The sequence below is a fragment of the Pseudoduganella namucuonensis genome (genome assembly GCF_900116645.1).
Lineage (GTDB): Bacteria > Pseudomonadota > Gammaproteobacteria > Burkholderiales > Burkholderiaceae_D > Rugamonas > Rugamonas namucuonensis.
Window position 1 is genome coordinate 77036 of the sequence record NZ_FPBO01000036.1, and the last position, 19737, is coordinate 96772.

Annotated in this window: 19 protein-coding genes; 16 read left to right on the plus strand and 3 right to left on the minus strand. The window is 67.8% G+C overall.

Annotation, left to right across the window (positions count from 1 at the left end; all coding sequences use genetic code 11):
• The first annotated feature begins 4 nt into the window (after window positions 1-4).
• The 4 genes from BM436_RS28700 to BM436_RS28715 all read left to right on the plus strand — a co-directional run bounded on the left by BM436_RS28700 (window position 5) and on the right by BM436_RS28715 (window position 5341).
• On the plus strand, window positions 5-463 hold the full coding sequence (locus BM436_RS28700; protein WP_093559228.1) for a MaoC family dehydratase: 459 nt from the start codon (window positions 5-7) through the stop codon (window positions 461-463).
• Window positions 464-616: 153 nt separating this feature from the next.
• Window positions 617-2968: a TonB-dependent receptor gene (locus BM436_RS28705; protein WP_143133341.1), complete on the plus strand. Its 2352-nt coding sequence runs from the start codon at window positions 617-619 to the stop codon at window positions 2966-2968.
• A gap of 92 nt (window positions 2969-3060) precedes the next feature.
• Entirely contained in the window at window positions 3061-4083 is a 1023-nt protein-coding gene (locus BM436_RS28710; RefSeq protein ID WP_093559232.1) for a zinc-dependent alcohol dehydrogenase, read from the plus strand.
• A gap of 19 nt (window positions 4084-4102) precedes the next feature.
• The gene (locus BM436_RS28715; RefSeq protein ID WP_177307576.1) at window positions 4103-5341 is read left to right on the plus strand and encodes an MFS transporter; all 1239 of its coding nucleotides are present in this window, start codon (window positions 4103-4105) and stop codon (window positions 5339-5341) included.
• 2 nt (window positions 5342-5343) lie between these two features.
• Here BM436_RS28715 and BM436_RS28720 read toward each other — a convergent pair whose 3' ends face one another.
• The gene (locus tag BM436_RS28720) at window positions 5344-5985 is read right to left on the minus strand and encodes a TetR/AcrR family transcriptional regulator (protein ID WP_093559236.1); all 642 of its coding nucleotides are present in this window, start codon (window positions 5983-5985) and stop codon (window positions 5344-5346) included.
• 188 nt (window positions 5986-6173) lie between these two features.
• Between BM436_RS28720 and BM436_RS28725 the strand changes: the two genes are divergently transcribed.
• From BM436_RS28725 to BM436_RS28780, 12 genes are all read left to right on the plus strand, one after another.
• Window positions 6174-7184 carry a thiamine pyrophosphate-dependent dehydrogenase E1 component subunit alpha gene (locus BM436_RS28725; protein WP_093559238.1) on the plus strand — a complete coding sequence of 337 codons (1011 nt, stop codon included), beginning with the start codon at window positions 6174-6176 and terminating at the stop codon, window positions 7182-7184.
• Window positions 7181-8185, plus strand: a complete 1005-nt coding sequence (locus BM436_RS28730) for an alpha-ketoacid dehydrogenase subunit beta (RefSeq protein ID WP_093559240.1) — start codon at window positions 7181-7183, stop codon at window positions 8183-8185. Before BM436_RS28725 ends, BM436_RS28730 begins: the two co-directional genes overlap by 4 nt.
• A 26-nt stretch (window positions 8186-8211) precedes the next feature.
• On the plus strand, window positions 8212-9519 hold the full coding sequence (locus tag BM436_RS28735; RefSeq protein WP_177307578.1) for a dihydrolipoamide acetyltransferase family protein: 1308 nt from the start codon (window positions 8212-8214) through the stop codon (window positions 9517-9519).
• A gap of 29 nt (window positions 9520-9548) precedes the next feature.
• Window positions 9549-10940 carry a dihydrolipoyl dehydrogenase gene (gene lpdA / locus BM436_RS28740; protein ID WP_093559244.1) on the plus strand — a complete coding sequence of 464 codons (1392 nt, stop codon included), beginning with the start codon at window positions 9549-9551 and terminating at the stop codon, window positions 10938-10940.
• A gap of 20 nt (window positions 10941-10960) precedes the next feature.
• Complete coding sequence (locus BM436_RS28745; RefSeq protein ID WP_093559246.1) at window positions 10961-12025, plus strand: phosphotransferase family protein; 1065 nt, start codon at window positions 10961-10963, stop codon at window positions 12023-12025.
• On the plus strand, window positions 12022-13281 hold the full coding sequence (locus BM436_RS28750; RefSeq protein WP_093559248.1) for an acyl-CoA dehydrogenase family protein: 1260 nt from the start codon (window positions 12022-12024) through the stop codon (window positions 13279-13281). The genes BM436_RS28745 and BM436_RS28750 overlap by 4 nt, the downstream gene beginning before the upstream one ends.
• A gap of 16 nt (window positions 13282-13297) precedes the next feature.
• A complete protein-coding gene (locus BM436_RS28755; RefSeq protein WP_218164948.1) occupies window positions 13298-14092 on the plus strand; it encodes an enoyl-CoA hydratase/isomerase family protein in 795 nt (264 codons plus the stop codon).
• A gap of 128 nt (window positions 14093-14220) precedes the next feature.
• Window positions 14221-15405: an acetyl-CoA C-acyltransferase family protein gene (locus BM436_RS28760; RefSeq protein WP_093559250.1), complete on the plus strand. Its 1185-nt coding sequence runs from the start codon at window positions 14221-14223 to the stop codon at window positions 15403-15405.
• Window positions 15406-15435: 30 nt separating this feature from the next.
• Window positions 15436-15642 (plus strand): hypothetical protein, encoded by a 207-nt coding sequence (locus BM436_RS28765; RefSeq protein ID WP_143133342.1) that lies wholly within the window; start codon window positions 15436-15438, stop codon window positions 15640-15642.
• Window positions 15643-15652: 10 nt separating this feature from the next.
• Window positions 15653-16690 (plus strand): alpha/beta hydrolase, encoded by a 1038-nt coding sequence (locus BM436_RS28770; RefSeq protein ID WP_093559254.1) that lies wholly within the window; start codon window positions 15653-15655, stop codon window positions 16688-16690.
• Complete coding sequence (locus tag BM436_RS28775) at window positions 16684-17151, plus strand: nuclear transport factor 2 family protein (protein WP_093559256.1); 468 nt, start codon at window positions 16684-16686, stop codon at window positions 17149-17151. Before BM436_RS28770 ends, BM436_RS28775 begins: the two co-directional genes overlap by 7 nt.
• Before the next feature lie 122 nt (window positions 17152-17273).
• On the plus strand, window positions 17274-19205 hold the full coding sequence (locus BM436_RS28780) for a flavin-containing monooxygenase (RefSeq protein ID WP_093559258.1): 1932 nt from the start codon (window positions 17274-17276) through the stop codon (window positions 19203-19205).
• Window positions 19206-19417: 212 nt separating this feature from the next.
• Here BM436_RS28780 and BM436_RS37270 read toward each other — a convergent pair whose 3' ends face one another.
• Entirely contained in the window at window positions 19418-19594 is a 177-nt protein-coding gene (locus BM436_RS37270) for a hypothetical protein (RefSeq protein WP_177307580.1), read from the minus strand.
• Between the two features lie 23 nt (window positions 19595-19617).
• The coding region (locus BM436_RS28785; protein WP_143133343.1) for an NAD(P)(+) transhydrogenase (Re/Si-specific) subunit beta at window positions 19618-19737 on the minus strand (120 nt) is incomplete at its 5' end.

Below are 19737 nucleotides of genomic sequence, written 5' to 3' on the forward strand. Positions count from 1 at the left end.
ACTTATGCCCATCACGTTTGAATCGGTCGAACAGATCGCCGCCGCCGTCGGCCAGCAGCTGGGGGAGAGCGACTGGCTGACCGTGACCCAGGAGCGCATCCAACTGTTCGCCGACGCGGTCGGCGACCAGCAATGGATACACGTCGATCCCGAACGCGCGCGCGAAGGGCCATTCGGCGCCTGCATCGCGCACGGCTATCTGACCCTGGCGTTGGCCAGCTATTTCATGCCCCGGATCGTCCACATCGAGAACCTGCGCATGGGGGTGAACTATGGCTGCGAGCGCGTTCGCTTCCCGGCGCCGGTGCCGGTCGGCTCGCGCATCCGGGGACGCGGCGAGTTGACGAAGGCGGAACCGGTCGACGGCGGTGTGCAGGCGACCATCCGCATGACCATCGAAATCGAGGGTAACACCCGGCCGGGCTGCGTGGTCGATACCATCAGCCGCTATTATTTTCATTGAAGTGTGGCGGAAGGCGCGATGCGATGTGCCGTTAATCCATTTGGACGATGCCGAAAAACGTGGTTGAGGAAGACACTGGCTTCAGAACAAAAAGTAGCAGAGACCGAGTCGATGTCTTACCGCGTATTACACTAAAACCAAATGGAGACAACCATGCACGCATTTCAACGACGTATTTTAAGCCGCAGCATCCTGCTGGCGTTCAGCGCCCCGGGCCTGCTGGCCTGCGCATCCGCCCAGGCCCAGGCGCAGGAGGTGGTCGCCGCCGAGGCGCCAGCGCTGGCCGCGCCGGCGGCGGAACAGCCGGCGGCCAAGGCCGGCGGTATCGAGACCGTGGTGGTGACGGCGCGCCGCAAGAAGGAGCGCATGCAGGATGTGCCGACCGCGATCACCGCGATCTCGGCCAAGGAAATCGAGAACATGAAGATCGAGACCATCACCGACGTCGGCCAGAACGTGCCCAACGTGCAGGTCTCGCAGCAGGGCGGCGCGCTGGCGCCGGAGTTCCATGTGCGCGGCATCGCCAACGGCTCGCTGAACGTGCAGGTCGACTCCGGCATCGGCGCCTATGTCGACGGCGTCTACCTCGGCCGCGTGGCCGCGTCGGCCTTCGAGATCGCCGACCTGGCGCAGATCGAGGTGATGCGCGGACCGCAGGGCACGCTGTTCGGCCGCAATTCGACCGGCGGGGCGATCAACCTGATCACCGCCGATCCGACCGGCGTCACCGGCATCAACGCCGAAGTCGGCTTCAGCAAATACAAGGGCCGTCACCAGAAGGTGGGCATCGACTTCCCGTCCGTGGCTGGCCTGGCCGCCAGGCTGACCGTGTCCCACCGCGAGAGCGACGGCTATGTGACCAACACGGCGCCCATCCAGACCTTCAAGGTCGCCGGCTGGGGCGACTTCACCACCAGCCGCAACGCGCCGGCCAACGACGCCGACGCGGCCCTGTTGTCGCTGCAATACAAGGGCGTCGACAAGCTGGTGCTGGACTACAAGTTCGACTACAGCCGCAGCACCCAGACCATCGACTACCGCCAGATCCTGAACCTGGACGCTGGCGTCAGCACCGGCTTCGCGGCTGTGTCGGTGCCGGTCGGCTTCGGCTACATGCGCAGCCTGCCCGCCACCTTCGAAAGCCCGGCCGGCATGGAGGTGCAGGGCCACGCGTTCAAAGCCAACTACGCCATCAACGACCAGATCTCGGCCAAGTACATCGGCGCCTACCGCGAGTACCACATCGATTACGGCATGAACGCCGTGTTCGGGGCCGGTCTGTGGACCGACGGCACCACGTTCGGCGCGCCCATGCTGGCGCTGCGCAAGGAGCGCCAGCACCAGAGTTCGCACGAGCTGCAACTGCTGGGCAAGAGCGGTCCGCTGGACTGGATCGCCGGCCTGTTCTACTTCGATGAATCGGCCAGCAACGACAATCCGGTCATGCTGGCCGCGCTGGGCTTCCCCGGCATCAAGCCCGGCGTGGCGTACACCATCAACCCCGACACCGATTACCTGGTGGGGCAGAAGGACAGCGCCGTCAACAAGTCGTCGGCGGCCTATGCCCACGCGTCGTGGGAGTTCGGTGGCGCCTGGGTGCTCAGCGGCGGCTTGCGCCACACGCGCGACAAGCGCAGTGAACATGTGGACAACGCGGGCCGCCTGGCGTTCGGCAGCACGGTGATCCTGCCGGGCTTCCTCAATCAGGATTTCGTCTACGAGGGCAGCCACACCGACTACGACGTCTCGGCCACCTTCAAGTTCGGCAAGGACACCAGCGCCTACGCCAAGTACTCGACCGGCTACGTGTCCGGCGGCATCCTGATGGGCATCAGCTTCCTGCCCGAAACCGTCACCTCGCTCGAGGCCGGTATCAAGTCGACCATGCTGGACAACCGCCTGCGCAGCAACCTGGCGGTGTTCGAGATGCGCCGCAAGAATCTGCAGTTCGAGGGTTTCAGCGGGGCCGGCTACAGCATGACCAACGACGGCACCGCCAAGACCACCGGCCTGGAGCTGGAACTGATGTACAAGCCGTCCGACGCGCTCACGCTGAACGGCTCGCTCGGTATCAGCAGCGTCAGCAACAGCGGCCAGTACCGCACCTTCCAGCCGAAGCAGACCGCCTCCTTCGGCGCCGAGTACAAGTTCGCGCGCATTTTCAACGAAGTGCTGCCGACCTTGCGCGTGGACGGCACCTATATGGCCGAAAGCAACCGCCTGTCCTGCCCGGCGGGCATGGACGCGGCGAGGAACATCTGCACCGGCAACCTGAACGCGGCGCTCGACGCGCGCGCGGTGATACCGGCGGCCAAGCAGCTCAACGCGCGCCTGTCGTTCTCCAACATCAGCGTGGCCAGCGGCACCGGCAAGCTGTCGTTCTGGGGCCGCAATCTGCTGGACCAGAACAAGTCCTCCTATATGTACTCGCTGGGGGGTGACACCGTGTCCGGCATCTTCCAGGCGCCGCGCACCTTCGGCGTGGACTTCGCGGTCAGCTTCTGACCCGCTTGCCCCCACGGCGGTGCTGGGCGGCGCCGCCGTTTCTCGGTATGCTAATGCCGTGCTGGGCCATATTTAGAGTGGAGAAGAGGAATATGAAGGCAGCAGTGTTCCATGCGCCGGGGCGCATCGCGCCGAGCGATAGCGTCGAGCAGCCGCGGGCGGGGCCGGGCGAGGTGGTGGTACGGGTCGAGGCCTGCGGTATTTGCGGCAGCGACATGCATATGTACCGCACCGGCGCGCACCGCGAGCTATTGGTGCGCCGCACCGGCGCCGGCGAGGAGATTCCCGGACATGAGTTCGCCGGCGTTGTCACCGCCGTCGGCTCGGAGGCCGGCGACTACCGGGTGGGCGAGCGCGTCGTCGGCGTGGGCATGGGTGGCATGGCGCAGTACGTGCCCGTGCCGGTCAACCCGTTCCAGCTGGTGCGCATGCCGGACGGCGTGTCGTTCGACGAGGCAGCCACCACCGAGCCGCTGGCCGACGGGTTGCAGATGCTGCGGCTGGCGGCCATCCAGCCGGGCGAGAACGTTGTGGTGTTCGGGGTGGGCATCATCGGCCTGGGCGTGTTGCAGGCGCTCAGGGCGCTCGGGATCGGGGCCGGCCACGTGATCGCGATCGATGTCTCGGCGTCCCGCCTCGCCATGGCGCTGGCGGCCGGGGCCAGCCACGCGGTGAACCCCGCCGACGGCGACGCCTTGGCCGCGGTTGCCGCCATTTGCGGCACGCGCTCGGGCTACGGCTCACCGGACTCCCCCGACGTCGCCGTGGTGATCGACTGCGCCGGCTACCTGAAGCACATGAAAGGCCCCGCGCCGCTGCAACTGGCGCTGTACATGCTGCGGCCTTCCGGGGGCAGGGTGATCTGCTTCGGCGCCTACGAGGACAAGCTCGACATCGATTTCATGCCGGTCATACAGAAACAGATCGCCATACTGGGATCGAACGGCTACGCGGCGGGCGAGCTGGCGCAGGCGCTGGAACTGATGGCGTCGGGCAAGGTGGACCGCCGCGCGCTGATTTCCCATCGCTACCCGCTGGAGCAGGTGGGCCAGGCCTTTGAAACCCAGGGCGGGGGCCAGGCCATCAAGGTTCTGCTGCACCCCAATGCCGCCTGAACAGCGAGGAAAACATCCCATGAATAAATCGACCGTGAAACTGGCCGTGCCGGCGGCGGAGGTCAGCGCCCGGCCATCGGCCGGCTCCGGCTGGCGCCGCTGGCTGCTGATGGCGGTGCTGGTGTCCAGCGCACCCTGCATGGCGCTGCTGTTTACCGCCCTCGGCCCGGTGCTGCCCGGCCTGGCCGGCTATTTCAGCCAGGGCCGCGACGGCGCACTGGTGGCGCAACTGGTGATGACCATGCCCAGCGTCGGCATCATCATCGGCGGTCCCGTCACCGGCTGGCTGGTGGAGCGCTGGGGCCGCAGGCGCACGCTGTTCGCCGCGCTCGCGCTCTACAGCGCGGCCGGCTGTGCAGGCTATCTGCTCACCGATGCGACAGTGTTGCTGGCCTCGCGCCTGGTGCTGGGACTGTGCGCCGCCGGCGTGGCAACCTCGACACTGGCGCTGATCGGCGATTATTTCGACAGCGAGACGCGGGGCCGCATCCTGGGCTACCAGAACGCCGGCGGCGCCGCCTTCGGCCTGTTGTCCCTGCTGATGGCGGGCGCCATCGGCGAATCCCACGGCTGGCGCGCCCCGTTCGGGATGTACGCCTTTGGCGTGCTGATCCTGCTGGCCGCCGCTTGCGCGCTGCCCTCGGGGACGGCGCGCAAGGCGCCGGCCGCGGCGATGGAGGCGGCCGGCGGTTCCATCCTGTCGCTGTGGCCGGTGTACCTGCTGATCGTGGTGGTCTACCTGGCCGTGTTCATGAGCGCCGTCCAGCTCTCCTTCCTGCTCGCGGTCGACGGCGTCACCAGTCCGCAAGTGATGTCATGGGTGATGGCGTCCGGCTCGGTGGCGACCATCGCCGGTTCGGCCTCGTTCGGCGCGCTGCACGCGCGGCTGGGCGGGCGCTGGACCTTCTTCGGCTGCCTGGCGCTGATGGCGGCCGGCTATGGCGTGATCGGCGCCACCCACTCGATAGGCTGGACCATGGCCGGCGGCGTGCTCGCGGGCGCCGGCGGCGGTTGCATCGGCCCCTACCTGGCCAATCTGCTGCTGGAACGCGCGGCGCCGGCGGTGCGGGGCCGCGCGGCCGGTTTCATGTATTCGGCCGTGTTCCTGGGCGATTTCGTCAACCCGCTGGTGGTGACTCCGCTGCGCACCGGCCTGGGTATCCACCAGGCCTTCCTGGTGATCGCGGCGGCGCTGGCGCTGGGCGCGGCCTGGGTGCTGGCGCGCGGCGTCCGCCAAGCGGCCGCGCCGCGGCCTTGACGTCAGGCCCGGGCGGCGCGCATGGCGCCTTCCAGGCCGGCGATCACGAATTCCTCCACATCGGCCATGAAGCCGGACGGCGACGCGTCCGGCGTCGCCGCGCTGCTGCGGCTGCCGTGTATGCCCAGCAGGTTGATCAGCGTCAGCACCGCGATCTGCCAGCGCTGCTTGCGCAAGCCCGGTTCGACGCCCGGGCAGGTCCGCTCCAGCAGTGCGTCGAGCTTGTGCGTCACCTGCGCCGACAGCTGGTTCAGCAAGGGATCCTCGCTCAGGCTGAGCTGACTGATGATCTGCTCCCAATAGCCGCCGCCGACCGGATCGTCGCGGATCAGGTTCGCGTGCGGCTCGAACAGCGTGGTGACCAGTTCGCGCACGCTGGGCGGTGCGGTGCGGGCAAGCAGCAGGTCGGCCCGCTCGGTGATGGCCGCCATCATGGCGCCGCCACGCCGCATCAGTATCGCCTCCAGCAATGCCCCTTTCGACCCGAAGTGATAGTGCACCGAGGCCGCCCCCTGGCCCGCCGCGTCGTTGATCGAGCGGATGGAAGTGCTGTTGACGCCGTTGACGGCGAACAGCCGCTCCGCCGTGTCCATCAGCAGCGCCCGTGTGGCTTCGCCCTCGACCGAATTGATTTCCCGCGCCATGCCCGCCCTTTTTTCTCATTGATTGCAGTCCGCATTTTACACGGCTGGCGCGCGATAGTTTGAATCATTGGATTAAATCATTTGACTTGATCACTTGATCAAACTAAGATGAATTCACGTTGCGCGACTCCGCGGCAATGCCTGCCGTGGCGCACGGCGCGATAAAAACAGAAAATTGGAGCGAGACGATGAATACAACCACGCTGTCGGCGCGGACCCGCAAGGGCGCGCCGCATGTGCAGGCGCAAGCGCCGAAGCCTTTGCCGACGCCGTTGCTGGAATCGATGTATTTCCGCATGGCGCTGGCGCGCAATATCGACATTGTGATGGCCACCCACACCAAGGAACACCGCTTCGATGGCTGGTGGCATCCGGGCGAGGGCCAGGAGGCCGCGCCGATCGGCGCCACCGCCGCCCTGCGCACCGACGACTACGTCTTCTACCAGGGCCGGGGCTCGGCCTGGGCGCTGGGCAAGGGCATGGCGGCGGACGGCATCCTGGGCGACCTGCTGGGCAAGGTCAGCGGTTCCACCGGCGGCAAGGGCGCCGGCGTGCCGCACTGGTCCGATCCCGCCATCGGCGTGATGGGCGAGGGCGCCACACTGGGCAGCGTGTTCCATGTGGCCGCGGGCGCCGCGCTGGCGGCCAGGCTGCGCGGCACGGGCCAGGTCGCCATCGCCAACTTCGGCGACGGCACCGCCGCGCGCGGCACCTTCCATGAAACCATGGTGCAGGCGGCGGCCTGGAAACTGCCGCTGATCTACTTCTGCGAAAACAACGGTCTGGTCGTGTCGATGCGCCTGTCCGAGATCAGCCCGACCGAAAACATCGCCGACTACGCGGCCGGCTACGGCATCCCGGGGGTGATTGTCGACGGCCAGGACGCCGACGCGGTCTACCGCGTCACGGAGCGGGCGGTCGAACGGGCGCGCGCGGGCTTGGGGCCGACCCTGATCGAGGCCAAGGTGGTGCGCCGCCGCGGGCACTGGGAGGGCGACCCCCAGCAGTACCGCGCTCCGGACGACGCCGACATCGCCGGCTACCGCGATCCCCTTGAACTGCTGCGCGCGCGCCTGCCGGCCGATGTCGCCGGGCGGCTGGCGGCCGAGGCCGAGCGGACCATCCACCTTGCCTACCAGGCGGCCCTGGCCGCCCCCGAGGCCGACCCATCGATCATCTGGAAGGATATCTACGCATGAGCACCGTCACCAACCCCGCCGACACCAGGATCATGACCTACAGCTCGGCCATCGGGCACGCGATCGCGGAAGAAATGCGGCGCGACGATTCCGTGTTCATGATGGGGCAAATGGCGGCCGGCGGCGGCCAGTTCGCCGCCGAGCGCGGCCTGTCCGACGAATTCGGCACCGAGCGGGTGCGCAACACCACGATCAACGAGGCGTTCATGGCCGGCTGCACCGCCGGCGCGGCGATCGCCGGCATGAAGCCCATCGTCAACATGGGCTTCGGCGATTTCGCGCTGATCGCGGGCGACGAGATCTACCAGAAACTGGCGAAATGGCGCTATATGCACGGCGGCAAATTCGCGCTGTCGGCGGTGGTCATCATGCCGTTCGGCTCGATGGGCGGCGCGGGGCCGGAACACTCCAGCAGCCTGGAGGTGCTCGGCATGCATTTCCCGGGCCTGAAAGTGGTGATCCCGTCCACCCCGGCCGACGCCAAGGGCTTGCTGAAGACCGCCATCCGCGATCCCAATCCCGTGCTGTTCCACAGCATTAACACGCTTTCCTTCGCGCGCGGCGCGGTGCCGACCGACCCCGAGCTGGTGATCCCGTTCGGCCAGGCGGCCGTGCGGCGCGCCGGCCGCGGCGTCAGCGTCATCACTTACGGTTCCATGGTCCAGCCCTGCCTGGACGCGGCCGAGACGCTGGCCGCCTCAGGCATCGACCTGGAGGTGATCGACCTGCGCACGCTGGTGCCGCTCGACTGGGACACCGTGATGCGCTCCGTGCGCAAGACGCACCGGGCGATGGTGGTGCACGAGGCGGTGCGCACCGCCGGCGCGGGCGCCGAGATCGCGGCGCGCATCCAGGAGGAAGCCTTCTTCGACCTGGAGGCGCCGGTGTTCCGCGTCGCCGGCAAGGACACGATAAGGCCGCAGACGGCGCGGCTGGAGGCGATGTGCATTCCTTCCTGCGCCGACATCGAACTGGCGGCGCGCCAACTGGCGGCCATCTGATGCCCCTCGCCGCCAAGGAGAATACCGTGAACGACAACACAGCAAACCTGCTCACCGAAGTCCGCATTCCCTACATGGGATCGGTTGAGAACGTACGCATACTGGAATGGAACACCGAGGTGGGCGCGCCGGTCTCGCCGGAGCATGTGCTATGCCAGATCGAAACCGACAAGACCGTGATGGAAATCAACGCGCCCGCCAGCGGGGTGCTGGTGCGCCAGCTAGCCGAGGCGGACAGCGATTTGAAGGTTGGAGACCTGATCGCCTACCTCGCGGCCGCGCCGATGAGCGCCGCGCAGGTCGACGCCGCCCTCGGGCTGGCTGGCGGCGAACCGGTGGCCAGCCCCGGCACAGGGGGCGCGCCGGGCCATCCTTCCGTGCTGGCGCCCTTGAACCCGGCGGACGCGGATAAAGCGTCCCGCGTCCGCATTTCGCCGTACGCGCGCCGTCTCGGCAAGGAGCACGGCATCGAACCGGCCTCGCTGGCCTCGGCCAGCGGCCGGGTCACCGGGGACGACGTGCTGCGCGCGGCCCAGGCGCGGGTGGCCGCCGTGACGCCGATTGCCGCACCGGCCGCCGCGACCGACGGCGCCGCGCCCACCGGGATGGCAAGCGGCTACGAGCAGGTGCCGTATCGCCTCAAGCCCCATTCGCCCCGGCGCAAGGTCATCGCCCGCCGGCTGGCGGAGACCGCGCGCACAGTGCCGCACCTGACGGCCGACGTGCAGGTCGACATGACGCGTGTGCTGGAGGCCCGCAAGGCCTACAACGGGCTGCGCACCGCCAGCGGCGCACCGGCGGTGTCGGTGCTGGCCTTCCTGGCGCGCGCCGCCTGCGCCGCGCTGAAGAGCCATCCCGAGCTGAACGCGACCTACACCGAGGCCGGGCTGATGGTGTGGCAGGAGATCCACCTCGGCATCGCCGTCGACACCGAGGATGGCCTGGTGGTGCCGGTGATACGCCACGCCGACCGCCTGAGCGTGTCCGAATTCGACGCCGCGATCAAGCGGGTCGCCGCGCTGGCGCGCGACGGCAAGCTGACGCCGGCGGATCTGGAGGGTGGCACCTTCACGATTTCCAACCCGGGCTCGATCGGCCCGGTGCTGCGCGCCGAGGCAATCCTGAACGCGCCCCAGGTCGCGTTGCTGGGGTTCCCAGCCGTGCTGCATGCGCCGCTGGCCGTGCCCGACGGCGCCGGCGGTCACCGGATCGAGGCGCGTCCAGTGCTGCGGCCATCGTTGACCTTCGACCATCGTCCGCTCGACGGCGGGGCCGTGGTGCGCTATCTAGGCGACTTCAAGAACCGCCTGGAAACCATGGTGTTCGACTGGTGAGCGGCATGGACCCACTGAATGGAAACGCCATGACTTACGATCTGATCATCATCGGCAGCGGGCCGGGCGGCTATGTCGCCGCCATCCGCGCGTCCCAACTGGGACTGAGGACGGCCTTGGTCGAGCGCGCCGAACTGGGCGGGGTGTGCCTGAACTGGGGCTGCATCCCGACCAAGGCGCTGCTCAAGAGCGCGCAGGTGTTCGAGTACCTGCAGCACGCGGCCGATTACGGCATCGTGCTGGAGGGCCGGGCCCGACCCGACCTGGCGGCCATGGTCAAGCGCAGCCGCGACGTGGCGGCCGGCATGAGCAAGGGCGTGCGCTACCTGATGAAGAAGAATGGCATCGACGTCATCCAAGGCCACGCCACGCTGCGCACCGGAGGGCGGGTGGACGTGCGCTCCGCCGAGGGTGCGCTCGACACGCTGCGGTCGCGCCATGTAATCATCGCGGTCGGAGCCCGCCCGCGCGAGCTGGCCGCGCTGCCGCGGGACGGCCAGCGGGTGATAGGCTGCCGGGAGGCGATGTCGCTGACCAGCCAGCCGGCCAGCATGGTGATCGTCGGCGCCGGCGCCATCGGCGCCGAGTTCGCCAGCATCTACGCCAGCCTGGGTACCCGGGTGACCCTGGTCGAAACCCAGGCGCGCATCGTGCCGCTGGAGGAGCCCGAAGTGTCCGCTCAACTGCAGCGCGCCTTCGCCAGGCGTGGCGTCGAGGTGTTGACCGGGGCGACGGTTGAACAGGTCGACAAGCGGCCCGACGGCTGCACCGTGCGGGTCGCCACGCCCGGCGGCGCGCGCGAGCTGGAATGCGACATCGTGCTGTCGGCGGCTGGCGTCACCGCCAACCTGGAGCGACTGGGGCTGGAGGAGGTCGGCATCGCCACGGCCGGTGGCCGCATCACGGTTGACCGGTGGTATCAAACCAGTGTGCCCGGCTATTACGCGATCGGCGACTGCATACCGGGCGCCGCGCTGGCCCATGTCGCCAGCGCCGAGGGCGTGATCTGCGTAGAGCGTATCGCCGGCCTGGACGCCGAGCCGCTCGACTACCTGAACATTCCCAGTTGCACCTACACCCAGCCCGAGCTCGCTTCGGTGGGCTACACCGAACAGGCGGCGCGCGCGGACGGCTACGAGGTCAAAACCGGTACCTTCCCGTTCAGCGCGTCGGGCAAGGCGCAGGCGGCGGGCCATCCCGAGGGTTTCGTCAAGCTGGTGTTCGAAGCGCGGCACGGACTATTGCTGGGGGCGCACATGGTGGGCGCCAACGTCACCGAACTGATCGCCGAGGCGGTGATGGCACGCAAGCTGGAAAGCACCGCCGACGAACTCATGAAGGCGGTGCATCCGCATCCCACCATGAGCGAAGCGCTAATGGAAGCGGCGGCCGCCGCCATGGGCGAAGCGATACACCTGTAATCCCTGGACCGGAGAACTTCATGCAAGCGACAGAGCAGGCCCCCGGCCTGAACGTGGCGGCGTTGGACCGCCACTTACGCATCGCCTTGCCCGGCCTGGCCGGGCAGATGGCGGCCGAACGCATCGCGGGCGGGCAGTCCAATCCCACCTTCTTCATCACTTACGACAATCGCCGCATGGTGCTGCGCAAGCAGCCGCTCAATGTGCTGCCGTCGGCGCACGCGATCGACCGCGAATACCGCGTCATGTCGGCGCTGCGCGGCGGCGCGGTGCCAGTCCCGGACACCATCCTTTACTGCGCCGACGCGGCCGTGATCGGCACGCCGTTTTATCTGATGGAGCGCATCGAGGGGCGGGTCTTCGCCGACTGCGCGCTGCCCGGCGTCGCGCCGGCGGAGCGCCGCGCGATGTACCTGGCGATGGCCGACACGCTGGCGGCCCTGCACCGTGTCGATCCGGCCGCCGTGGGGCTGGCGGACTATGGCAAGCGTGGTGATTATTTCACGCGCCAACTGGCGCGCTGGTCGCGCCAATGGGAGAGCGCGAAAACGCGCGACGTGCCGGAACTGGCGCGTCTGCTCGAATGGCTGCCCGCGCACGTGCCCGGGTCCGAACTGAGCGCGATCAGCCATGGGGATTTTCGGATCGGCAACCTGATGTTCCATCCGACCGAACCGCGGGTGGTCGGCGTGCTGGACTGGGAGTTGTCGACGCTGGGCCATCCGCTGGCCGACGTCGCTTACAGCGCCCTGGCTTGGCGCTTGCTGCCCGGGGAGTACATGGGCATGCGCGGCGCGGACTTGACGGCGCTGGGGATACCGGCCGAAGAGGAATACCTGTCCCGGTATTACAGCCAAGCCGGCCATGGCGAGCGCGCCACTGCCTTCCATACCGCCTTCGCCTTGTTCCGGCTGGCGGTGATCTTCGAGGGCATCGCGGCACGCGCGAGGGCGGGGCTGGCCGCCTCCGAGGATGGCGCGGAAGTGGGCAAGCTGGGCGTTGCGTTCGCGCGACGCGCGATCGAAGTGATAGACAACGCCAGTGATCAAGACAACGCGGCTTCGTCCGCCGGAAGGAATCCATGAATTTCGACTACACACCCGAAGTGGAGCAATGGCGCGCGCGCATGCGTGATTTCAGCGAGCGCCATCTGCTGCCCGCCAACCAGGCCTGGCACAGGGAAAGCGCCGCCGGGCGCCACCCGATCGAACTACTGGACAGTCTCAAGTCGCTGGCCCGCGCGGAAGGCCTGTGGAACCTGTTTCTGCCGGCCCTGCGTCCACACGAGCCGGGCACGCGCCTCGCCAACCTGGCGTATGCGCCATTGGCCGAGATCATGGGCCGCCTGCCCTGGTCGTCCGAGGTTTTCAATTGCAACGCGCCCGACACCGGCAACATGGAGATGCTGCATTTGTTCGCCACCCCGGAGCAGTACGATCAATGGCTGAAGCCGCTGCTGGAGGGGGAGATCCGCTCCTGCTTCGCGATGACCGAACCGGACGTGGCGTCGTCCGACGCGACCAACATCCGGACCAGCATACGCCGCGACGGCGGGGACTATGTGATCGATGGACGCAAATGGTTCACCACCGGCGCGCTGCATCCGCGCTGCCGCTTCGCCATCGTGATGGGCGTGTCCGACCAGGGCGCCGAGGCGCCGGCGCACCGCCGCCACTCGATGGTGATCGTACCGCTCGACACGCCGGGCGTGCGCATCGTGCGCAATGTGCCGATCATGCACCACTACGCGACCGACGGGCACTGCGAAGTGGAGTTCCGGGGCGTGCGTGTGCCCGCCGCCAACCTGCTGGGGGAGGAGGGCGCGGGCTTCGCACTGGCGCAGGCCCGCCTGGGACCGGGCCGCATCCACCATTGCATGCGCACCATCGGCCAGTGCGAACTCGCGCTGGACCTGATGTGCGCCCGCGCGCTGGAGCGGCGCGCGTTCGGCAAGCACTTGGCGGACTACGCCAACGTGCAGGACTGGATCGCCGAGTCGCGGCTGGAGATCGACCAGGCGCGCCTGTTCGTGCTGCGCGCGGCGGCGCTGATCGACGGCGCCGGCAACCAGGCGGCGCGGGTCGATGTCTCGGCGATCAAGGTGGTGGCCGCGCGCCTGCAGACCCGGGTGCTGGACCGCGCCATGCAGGTTTTCGGCGCGATGGGCCTGACCGACGACACGCCGCTGGCATTCCTGTGGAGCTGGGGCCGCGCGCTGCGCTTCATCGACGGCCCGGACGAGGTTCACCTGCGGGTGGTCGCGAAACACGAGTTGCGGCGCGCCAGGGAGGCCGCCGCCAGCCTGGCGCCGTATTTCACGCCGCCGGCAATCGATGCTTGAATCGGAGAGGATAGCCATGACCATGCAAGACCAAGCTGTGTTACTGGAGCGGGAAGGCGCGATCGCCCGCATCGTGCTCAACCGCCCCGCCGTGCTGAACGCCGTCGACGTCGAGATGGCCGAGGCTTTGCTGGCCGCGATCAAGGCCGTGGCCGGCGATCCCGCCGTGCGGGTGGTCGTGCTCAAGGGCGCGGGCAAGGCCTTCATGGCCGGCGGCAACCTCGCGTGTTTCCAGGCCGACCCCGCACAAGCGGAGCGGAGCGCGGAGCGCCTGATCCGGCCGTTGAACGAGGCGGTGCTGGCGCTGACGCAATTGCCGGTTCCCGTCATCGCCAGCCTGCGCGGTCCGGTGGCGGGCGCCGGCGTGAGCCTGGCGCTGGCCTGCGACCTGGCCGTGGCGGCCGACAACGTGTCCTTCAATCTGGCGTACGCCCGCATCGGCGCCAGTCCCGACGTGTCGGGATCGTGGTACCTGCCGCGTATCGTCGGCCTGCGCAAGGCGATGGAGATCGCGTTGTTGACGGGCACCGTGGAGGCGGCGGAGGCGGGCGCGCTGGGCCTGGTCAACCGCGTGGTGGCGGCGGGCAGGCTGGACGAGGAAACGGATTGCCTGGCGCGGCGCTTGGCCTCGGGGGCCACCGCCGCGCTGGGCGCCACCAAGCGTCTGCTGCACGAGTCGCATACGCGCGGTCTGGCGGAACAGCTCGAGGCGGAGCGCGCCGCGTTTTGCGCCTGCACCCGCACCGGCGATTTCGCCGAGGGCGTGGCGGCCTTCTATGCCCGCCGCGGCGCCGAATTCACCGGCCGCTGACGGAGGTTGCTGTCGGAGGCGGTATTTCATCCAAAAAGACGATGCCGGCCGCCGCCGGGGGTGCGATGCTGGAGCCTGTGATCGCGGATCAACCGGTCCGGCGACGCTAGACAGAACAGGAGCAGGCAATGAAGCACCGTGAAGTGGTGGTCGTGGGCAGCGCCAGGACGGCGATCGGCTCGTTCGGCGGCGCGTTGAAGGACGTGGCCTTGTCCCGGTTGGCGACTGCCGTCGTGACCGGCGTGCTGGCCCGCTCGGGCGTTTCGGCCGACGCGGTCGGCCATGTGGTGATGGGCAATGTGATTCCCACCGAACCGGCGGACGCCTACCTGAGCCGGGTGGCGGCGATCGACGCCGGCATCCCGCAGGGCACCCCGGCGTTCAACGTCAGCCGCCTGTGCGGCTCGGGGCTGCAGGGCGTGATATCGGCCGCGCAGGCCATCCTGCTGGGCGACACCGACGTCGCGATCGGCGCGGGCGCGGAGTCCATGAGCCGGGCGCCATACCTGCTGCCGTCGGCGCGCTGGGGCGCGCGCATGGGCGACGGCGCCGTGACCGACTACATGAGCGGCATCCTGCACGATCCGTGGAAGCGCGTGCACATGGGTATCACGGCGGAAAATATCGCGCAGCGTTACGGCATCACGCGCCTGATGCAGGACGAACTGGCGCTGGAAAGCCAGCGCCGCGCTGCGCGCGCGGTGGCGGCCGGCTATTTCAAGGATCAGATCGTGCCGATCGAGGTGCCCGACCGCAAGGCGACGCGTGTCTTCGAGCGGGACGAACATGTGCGCCCCGATACCAGCCCGGAGTCGCTGGCGGCAATGCGGCCGGCCTTCATGAAGGATGGATCGGTCACGGCGGGCAATGCCTCCGGCATCAACGACGGCGCCGCCGCCTTGCTCATGATGGAGGCGGAGCATGCCCGCGCGCTCGACCTGAAGCCACTGGCGAGACTGGTTGGCTACGCCCATGCCGGCGTCGACCCGATGTTGATGGGTATGGGACCGGTGCCGGCCACGCGCCTGGCGCTGCGGCGTACCGGCCTGTCGGTGGGCGACCTGGATGTGATCGAATCGAACGAGGCTTTCGCGGCGCAGGCCTGCGCCGTCGCCCGCGAGCTGGAACTCGATCCCGCCAAGGTGAATCCGAACGGCTCGGGCATCTCGCTGGGGCACCCCGTGGGCGCCACTGGCGCCATCATCGCGGTCAAGGCGATCGCGGAACTGCATCGCACCGGCGGGCGCTATGCGCTGGTGACGATGTGTATCGGCGGCGGGCAAGGCATCGCCGCCATCTTTGAACGTCTGTGAACGCCCGTGGCGTTGAATTGGAGCGAAACCATGGCGAATACCATGACCGAAAACCCGCGCGCGCGGGTGCCGTCTGAAATCGGCGAACTGAAACGTTGCATGTCGTGCGGCGAATGCTGGCCCGCCGACCCGGAGTTCTTCGCCCCCGCGAAGGCTTGCGCGGATGGACTGTCCAGGCGCTGCCTGGCCTGCGTGAGCGAGCGGGTGTGGGCGTTCATGCCCACCGCCGGCGGCTGAGGGGAGGGCAATGGACGATTACGCGAACATCGATCCCGAGCTGGCGCCTGCGCTGCGCGCCTTCCAGCTGCAGGTCGGCGGGGCGCTCGACCTGTCGGACCTGCCGGCGCTGCGGGCGGGCATGCTGCAAATGGTGGCCGCGGCCACTGAAGCCTCGAGGGGCGCCGCCGCCAGGCCGGGCCCGGCGGCGTTGACCGTGACGGAGTGGGTCGCGCCCGGTGCGGACGGCGCGCCCGGCGTGCCCGTGCGGCTGTACCGGCCGACGGCGACCAGTGCGCCGTTGCCGGTGCTGCTGTGGGTGCACGGCGGCGGCTTTGTGCTGGGCGACGCGGCCCAGGACGACGGCCTGTTGCGGGCGCTGGCGGAACAGGTGCCCTGCGCGGTGGCCGCCGTCGACTACCGGCTGGCGCCGGAGCATCCGCATCCGGCGCCGTTGGAGGATTGTTACGCCGCGTTGCGCTGGCTGGCGGGGCAGGCGGCGGGACTGGGCCTGGATCCGGAACGCATCGCCGTGGGCGGCGCCAGCGCCGGTGGCGGGCTGGCCGCCTGCCTGGCCCTGCTGGCGCGGGACCGCGCCGAGGTGCGGCTGGCGTGCCAGCTGCTGCTCTATCCGATGCTGGACGACCGCAACACCGCCCCGGCGGGTCCCGATTGTCCCGACACGGTGGTATGGACGCGCGAGAACAACCATACCGGCTGGAACGCGCTACTGTCCGGCCGCGCCGGCGCCGCCGAAACCTCCGGCTACGCGGCGGCGGCGAGGGCGGAGCGGCTGGCCGGCTTGCCGCCGGCGTATATCGCCGTCGGCGCATGCGACTTGTTCCTCGACGAGGACATCGCCTACGCCCGGCGTCTGCTGCATGCGGGCGTGGCCACCGAACTGCGTGTCTACGCGGGCGCCTACCACGGCTTCGACTCGATCGCGGGTGGAACCGCGGCCGCCCGGCGCTTCATCGAAGACCGCGACAGCTATCTGCGCCGTATGTTGCGCGCCGAACCAGTCCGTGCGCGCCCATGTGCCGACATCCCATTGGAGAACAAATGTTGAATGCGGACGACTACTTCGCCATACAAAACCTGCTGCACAGCTATCCTTACGCGTTGGACGGCGGCCGTTTCGACGCGGTCGGACAATTGCTGGGCGAAGCCGATGTCTATAGCGGCGGTTCGCTGATGGCCAGCAAGGACGCGGTGGCGGTGGCCAGCGCGTTCCGCGACTGGGTACTGGTCTACGAGGACGGCACGCCGCGCACGCGGCATATGCTGGCGAACCTGATCATCCGGCCAGACGGGCCGGAGCGCGCGATCGCGCAATCCTATGTGATGGTCTTCCAGCAAGCCGCCACCCAGCCTTTGCAAGCCATCATCGGTGGCGACTACCTGGACCGCCTGGCGAAGGTGGACGGGCGGTGGAAGATCGTCGAGCGCCACATGGGCAACGACTTGATCGGCGACCTGCGTTGCCACGGCAGGGACCCAGGCGTGGTAAGGCCATCCCGCGCCAATTGAGGCGCGGTGAATCGCCGTTTTACATCCAATTGGATGATGTGTAAAACGCGCCACGGGTTCACTATGGTCGGTGAACGGCCCCTTTAGCAGCAAGGGCCTCAACCCAGACCAAGAGGAAACCCATGAGCGCGAGCACTACGATCGCCGAGCAGAAAATAGTGGAGGACGATACCTTCATCGCCAACATGCTGGAGGCCGCCAGCGTGCCAACGCTGATGATGACACTGGTTCACCTGACAGGCGACACCACGATCCTGGAGGGCGCGATCAAGCCCCGCACGCCGCTGATCGGCGAAGTGCAGGGCTATCTCGGCGACGCGGAAAAGGCGGAAGTGCGCGCCCTGGCGCTGCAAGCCCTGAAGCGCTACCGCGACGGCGGCCACCAGCTTCCGCCACCCCCGTCGGCAGAGACGGTGCACAGGATGATGAGCTTCATGGTGGGCGAGCACGTCGCGGCCGAGTACGTGCCGATGATGATGGAGGAGATGGGCCTGGACGGAGGGGACAGCCGCGCCAGCCGCTTCGAGCGCCCGGTGTCCGAATCGGCGCGCGAGGATTTCAAGGTGCTCATCATCGGCGCCGGCATGTCCGGCCTGCTGGCCGGCGTGCGGCTGAAGGAACTTGGCGTGCCGTTCACGATCATCGAGAAAGGCGCCTGCGTCGGCGGTACCTGGCACGAGAACCGCTATCCCGGCTGCCGCGTCGATATCGCCAGCCACTTCTACTCTTATTCGTTCGAGCCCAGTCACGACTGGACCCAGTTCTACTCGGGACGCGACGAATTGTTCGCCTACTTCAACCGCTTCGCCGACAAGCACGGCATCCGGGGATGTATTCAGTTCAACACCGAAGTCACCTCCGCCGCCTACGACGAGGACAGCGCGCAATGGCAGGTCACATTGCGGCGCCAGGGCGGCGAGGAGCGCCGCGGCGCCAACGCCGTGATCAGCGCCGTCGGCCAGTTGAACCGGCCGCGCATACCCGAGATCAAGGGCTTGGAGCTGTTCAAGGGCGCCATCATGCATTCGGCCGAGTGGAAGCCGGAGCGCTCGCTGAAGGGCAAGCGCGTCGCGGTGATCGGCACCGGCGCCAGCGCCTTCCAGTTGGTGCCGGAGGTGGCCAAGGAGGCGTCGCGGTTGTTCGTGCTGCAGCGCTCGCCGGTCTGGATGCTGCCCAATCCGAATTACCACGCGCTGGTCAGCGAGAGCAAGAAGTGGCTGCTCAAACACGTGCCGTTCTACGCCCGCTGGTATCGCTTCCTGTTGTTCTGGCCCGGCACGGACGGCATCCTGCCCAAGCTGAAGATGGACCCTTCCTGGCCCCATCCGCGGCGCGCCGTCAACGCCCACAACGACGTCATGCGCGAGACGCTGACCGATTACATCAAGCGGCAGGTGGGCGACGATGCCGCGTTGCTGGAGAAGGTCGTTCCCACTTATCCGGTGATGGTCAAGCGCATGCTGCAGGACAATGGCAGCTGGCTCAAGACGCTGCAGCGCGACAATGTCGAACTGGTGACCGATGGCATCTCCGAAATCAATGCCTCGGGCGTGGTCTGCGGCGGCACGCAATACGACGTGGACGCGATCGTCTTCGCCACCGGTTTCCATGCGAACAAGTTTCTGTGGCCGATGACTATTACAGGACGAGGCGGTGTCACGCTGAACGATGTTTGGCAGGACGAACCGCGCGCTTATCTGGGCATCACCGTCCCGGGATTCCCCAACCTGTTCTGCATGTATGGACCGGGGACCAACCTGGCCCACGGCGGCAGCATCATCTTCAATTCCGAATGCCAGGTGCGCTACACTGTGGGCTGCATCAAGGCGCTGCTGGAGCAGGGGAAAAAGGCATTGGACTGCAAGCCGGAGGTCTATCACGCGTACAACACCAGGCTGGCGGACGAACTGGCGGGCATGGTGTGGTCGTACGAGGGCGTCGACAGCTGGTACAAGAATAGCGCGGGACGCGTGGTCAACACCTCGCCATGGCGGCTGGTCGACTACTGGACCTGGACCCGCAATCCGGACCTGGCCGACTACTCCATGAGTTGAAAGAAGCCCGCCGCGCGTCGGCGTGCGACAACCTCCAATGGTGGCGATCACCGTTGGAGGTTTTTTTGCGTGTCCGGGGAATGCGCTGCCAAGCGCAAGGTGTTTTTCGGGAGGCGGCGAGGTGTGGGGCAGCCACGCGGCATAGGAGGTGAGCGGGGGCGACGGGATGTGGGCAGCTACCGCCGGTCCTTTTATGGCCGGCGGCAGTGGGGTTACGAAACGCCGCGATTGGTGTGCGCGGAGGCGGGCGTGGTGATGTCCGCGGGTGAGTTCGACCAGCCGAGCTGGAGCCGTATCAGTGCAAGGTCGGGGAGCGGCGCGGGATGTATCCTGCGCTCGCGCAGCCAGGCTCTTACTTGTTCCTTGCTCGGGTGTTTAGACGTTTGCATGATGACTTCTCCCGCTTGCCTGTTTAGTCGACTGCCTTGACCATGTCCTCAATGACCTTCTTCGCGTCGCCGAACACCATCATGGTGTTGGACTGGTAGAACAGGTCGTTGTCCAGGCCGGCGTAACCCGAGGCCATGGAGCG

Excerpts from the sequence above, each read along its gene's own strand:
- BM436_RS28700 (WP_093559228.1), top strand. The coding sequence starts at position 5 with ATGCCCATCACGTTTGAATCGGTCGAACAGATCGCCGCCGCCGTCGGC.
- BM436_RS28705 (WP_143133341.1), top strand. The coding sequence starts at position 617 with ATGCACGCATTTCAACGACGTATTTTAAGCCGCAGCATCCTGCTGGCG.
- BM436_RS28710 (WP_093559232.1), top strand. The coding sequence starts at position 3,061 with ATGAAGGCAGCAGTGTTCCATGCGCCGGGGCGCATCGCGCCGAGCGAT.
- BM436_RS28715 (WP_177307576.1), top strand. The coding sequence starts at position 4,103 with ATGAATAAATCGACCGTGAAACTGGCCGTGCCGGCGGCGGAGGTCAGC.
- BM436_RS28720 (WP_093559236.1), bottom strand. The coding sequence starts at position 5,985 with ATGGCGCGGGAAATCAATTCGGTCGAGGGCGAAGCCACACGGGCGCTG.
- BM436_RS28725 (WP_093559238.1), top strand. The coding sequence starts at position 6,174 with ATGAATACAACCACGCTGTCGGCGCGGACCCGCAAGGGCGCGCCGCAT.
- BM436_RS28730 (WP_093559240.1), top strand. The coding sequence starts at position 7,181 with ATGAGCACCGTCACCAACCCCGCCGACACCAGGATCATGACCTACAGC.
- lpdA (WP_093559244.1), top strand. The coding sequence starts at position 9,549 with ATGACTTACGATCTGATCATCATCGGCAGCGGGCCGGGCGGCTATGTC.
- BM436_RS28745 (WP_093559246.1), top strand. The coding sequence starts at position 10,961 with ATGCAAGCGACAGAGCAGGCCCCCGGCCTGAACGTGGCGGCGTTGGAC.
- BM436_RS28750 (WP_093559248.1), top strand. The coding sequence starts at position 12,022 with ATGAATTTCGACTACACACCCGAAGTGGAGCAATGGCGCGCGCGCATG.
- BM436_RS28755 (WP_218164948.1), top strand. The coding sequence starts at position 13,298 with ATGACCATGCAAGACCAAGCTGTGTTACTGGAGCGGGAAGGCGCGATC.
- BM436_RS28760 (WP_093559250.1), top strand. The coding sequence starts at position 14,221 with ATGAAGCACCGTGAAGTGGTGGTCGTGGGCAGCGCCAGGACGGCGATC.
- BM436_RS28765 (WP_143133342.1), top strand. The coding sequence starts at position 15,436 with ATGGCGAATACCATGACCGAAAACCCGCGCGCGCGGGTGCCGTCTGAA.
- BM436_RS28770 (WP_093559254.1), top strand. The coding sequence starts at position 15,653 with ATGGACGATTACGCGAACATCGATCCCGAGCTGGCGCCTGCGCTGCGC.
- BM436_RS28775 (WP_093559256.1), top strand. The coding sequence starts at position 16,684 with ATGTTGAATGCGGACGACTACTTCGCCATACAAAACCTGCTGCACAGC.
- BM436_RS28780 (WP_093559258.1), top strand. The coding sequence starts at position 17,274 with ATGAGCGCGAGCACTACGATCGCCGAGCAGAAAATAGTGGAGGACGAT.
- BM436_RS37270 (WP_177307580.1), bottom strand. The coding sequence starts at position 19,594 with ATGCAAACGTCTAAACACCCGAGCAAGGAACAAGTAAGAGCCTGGCTG.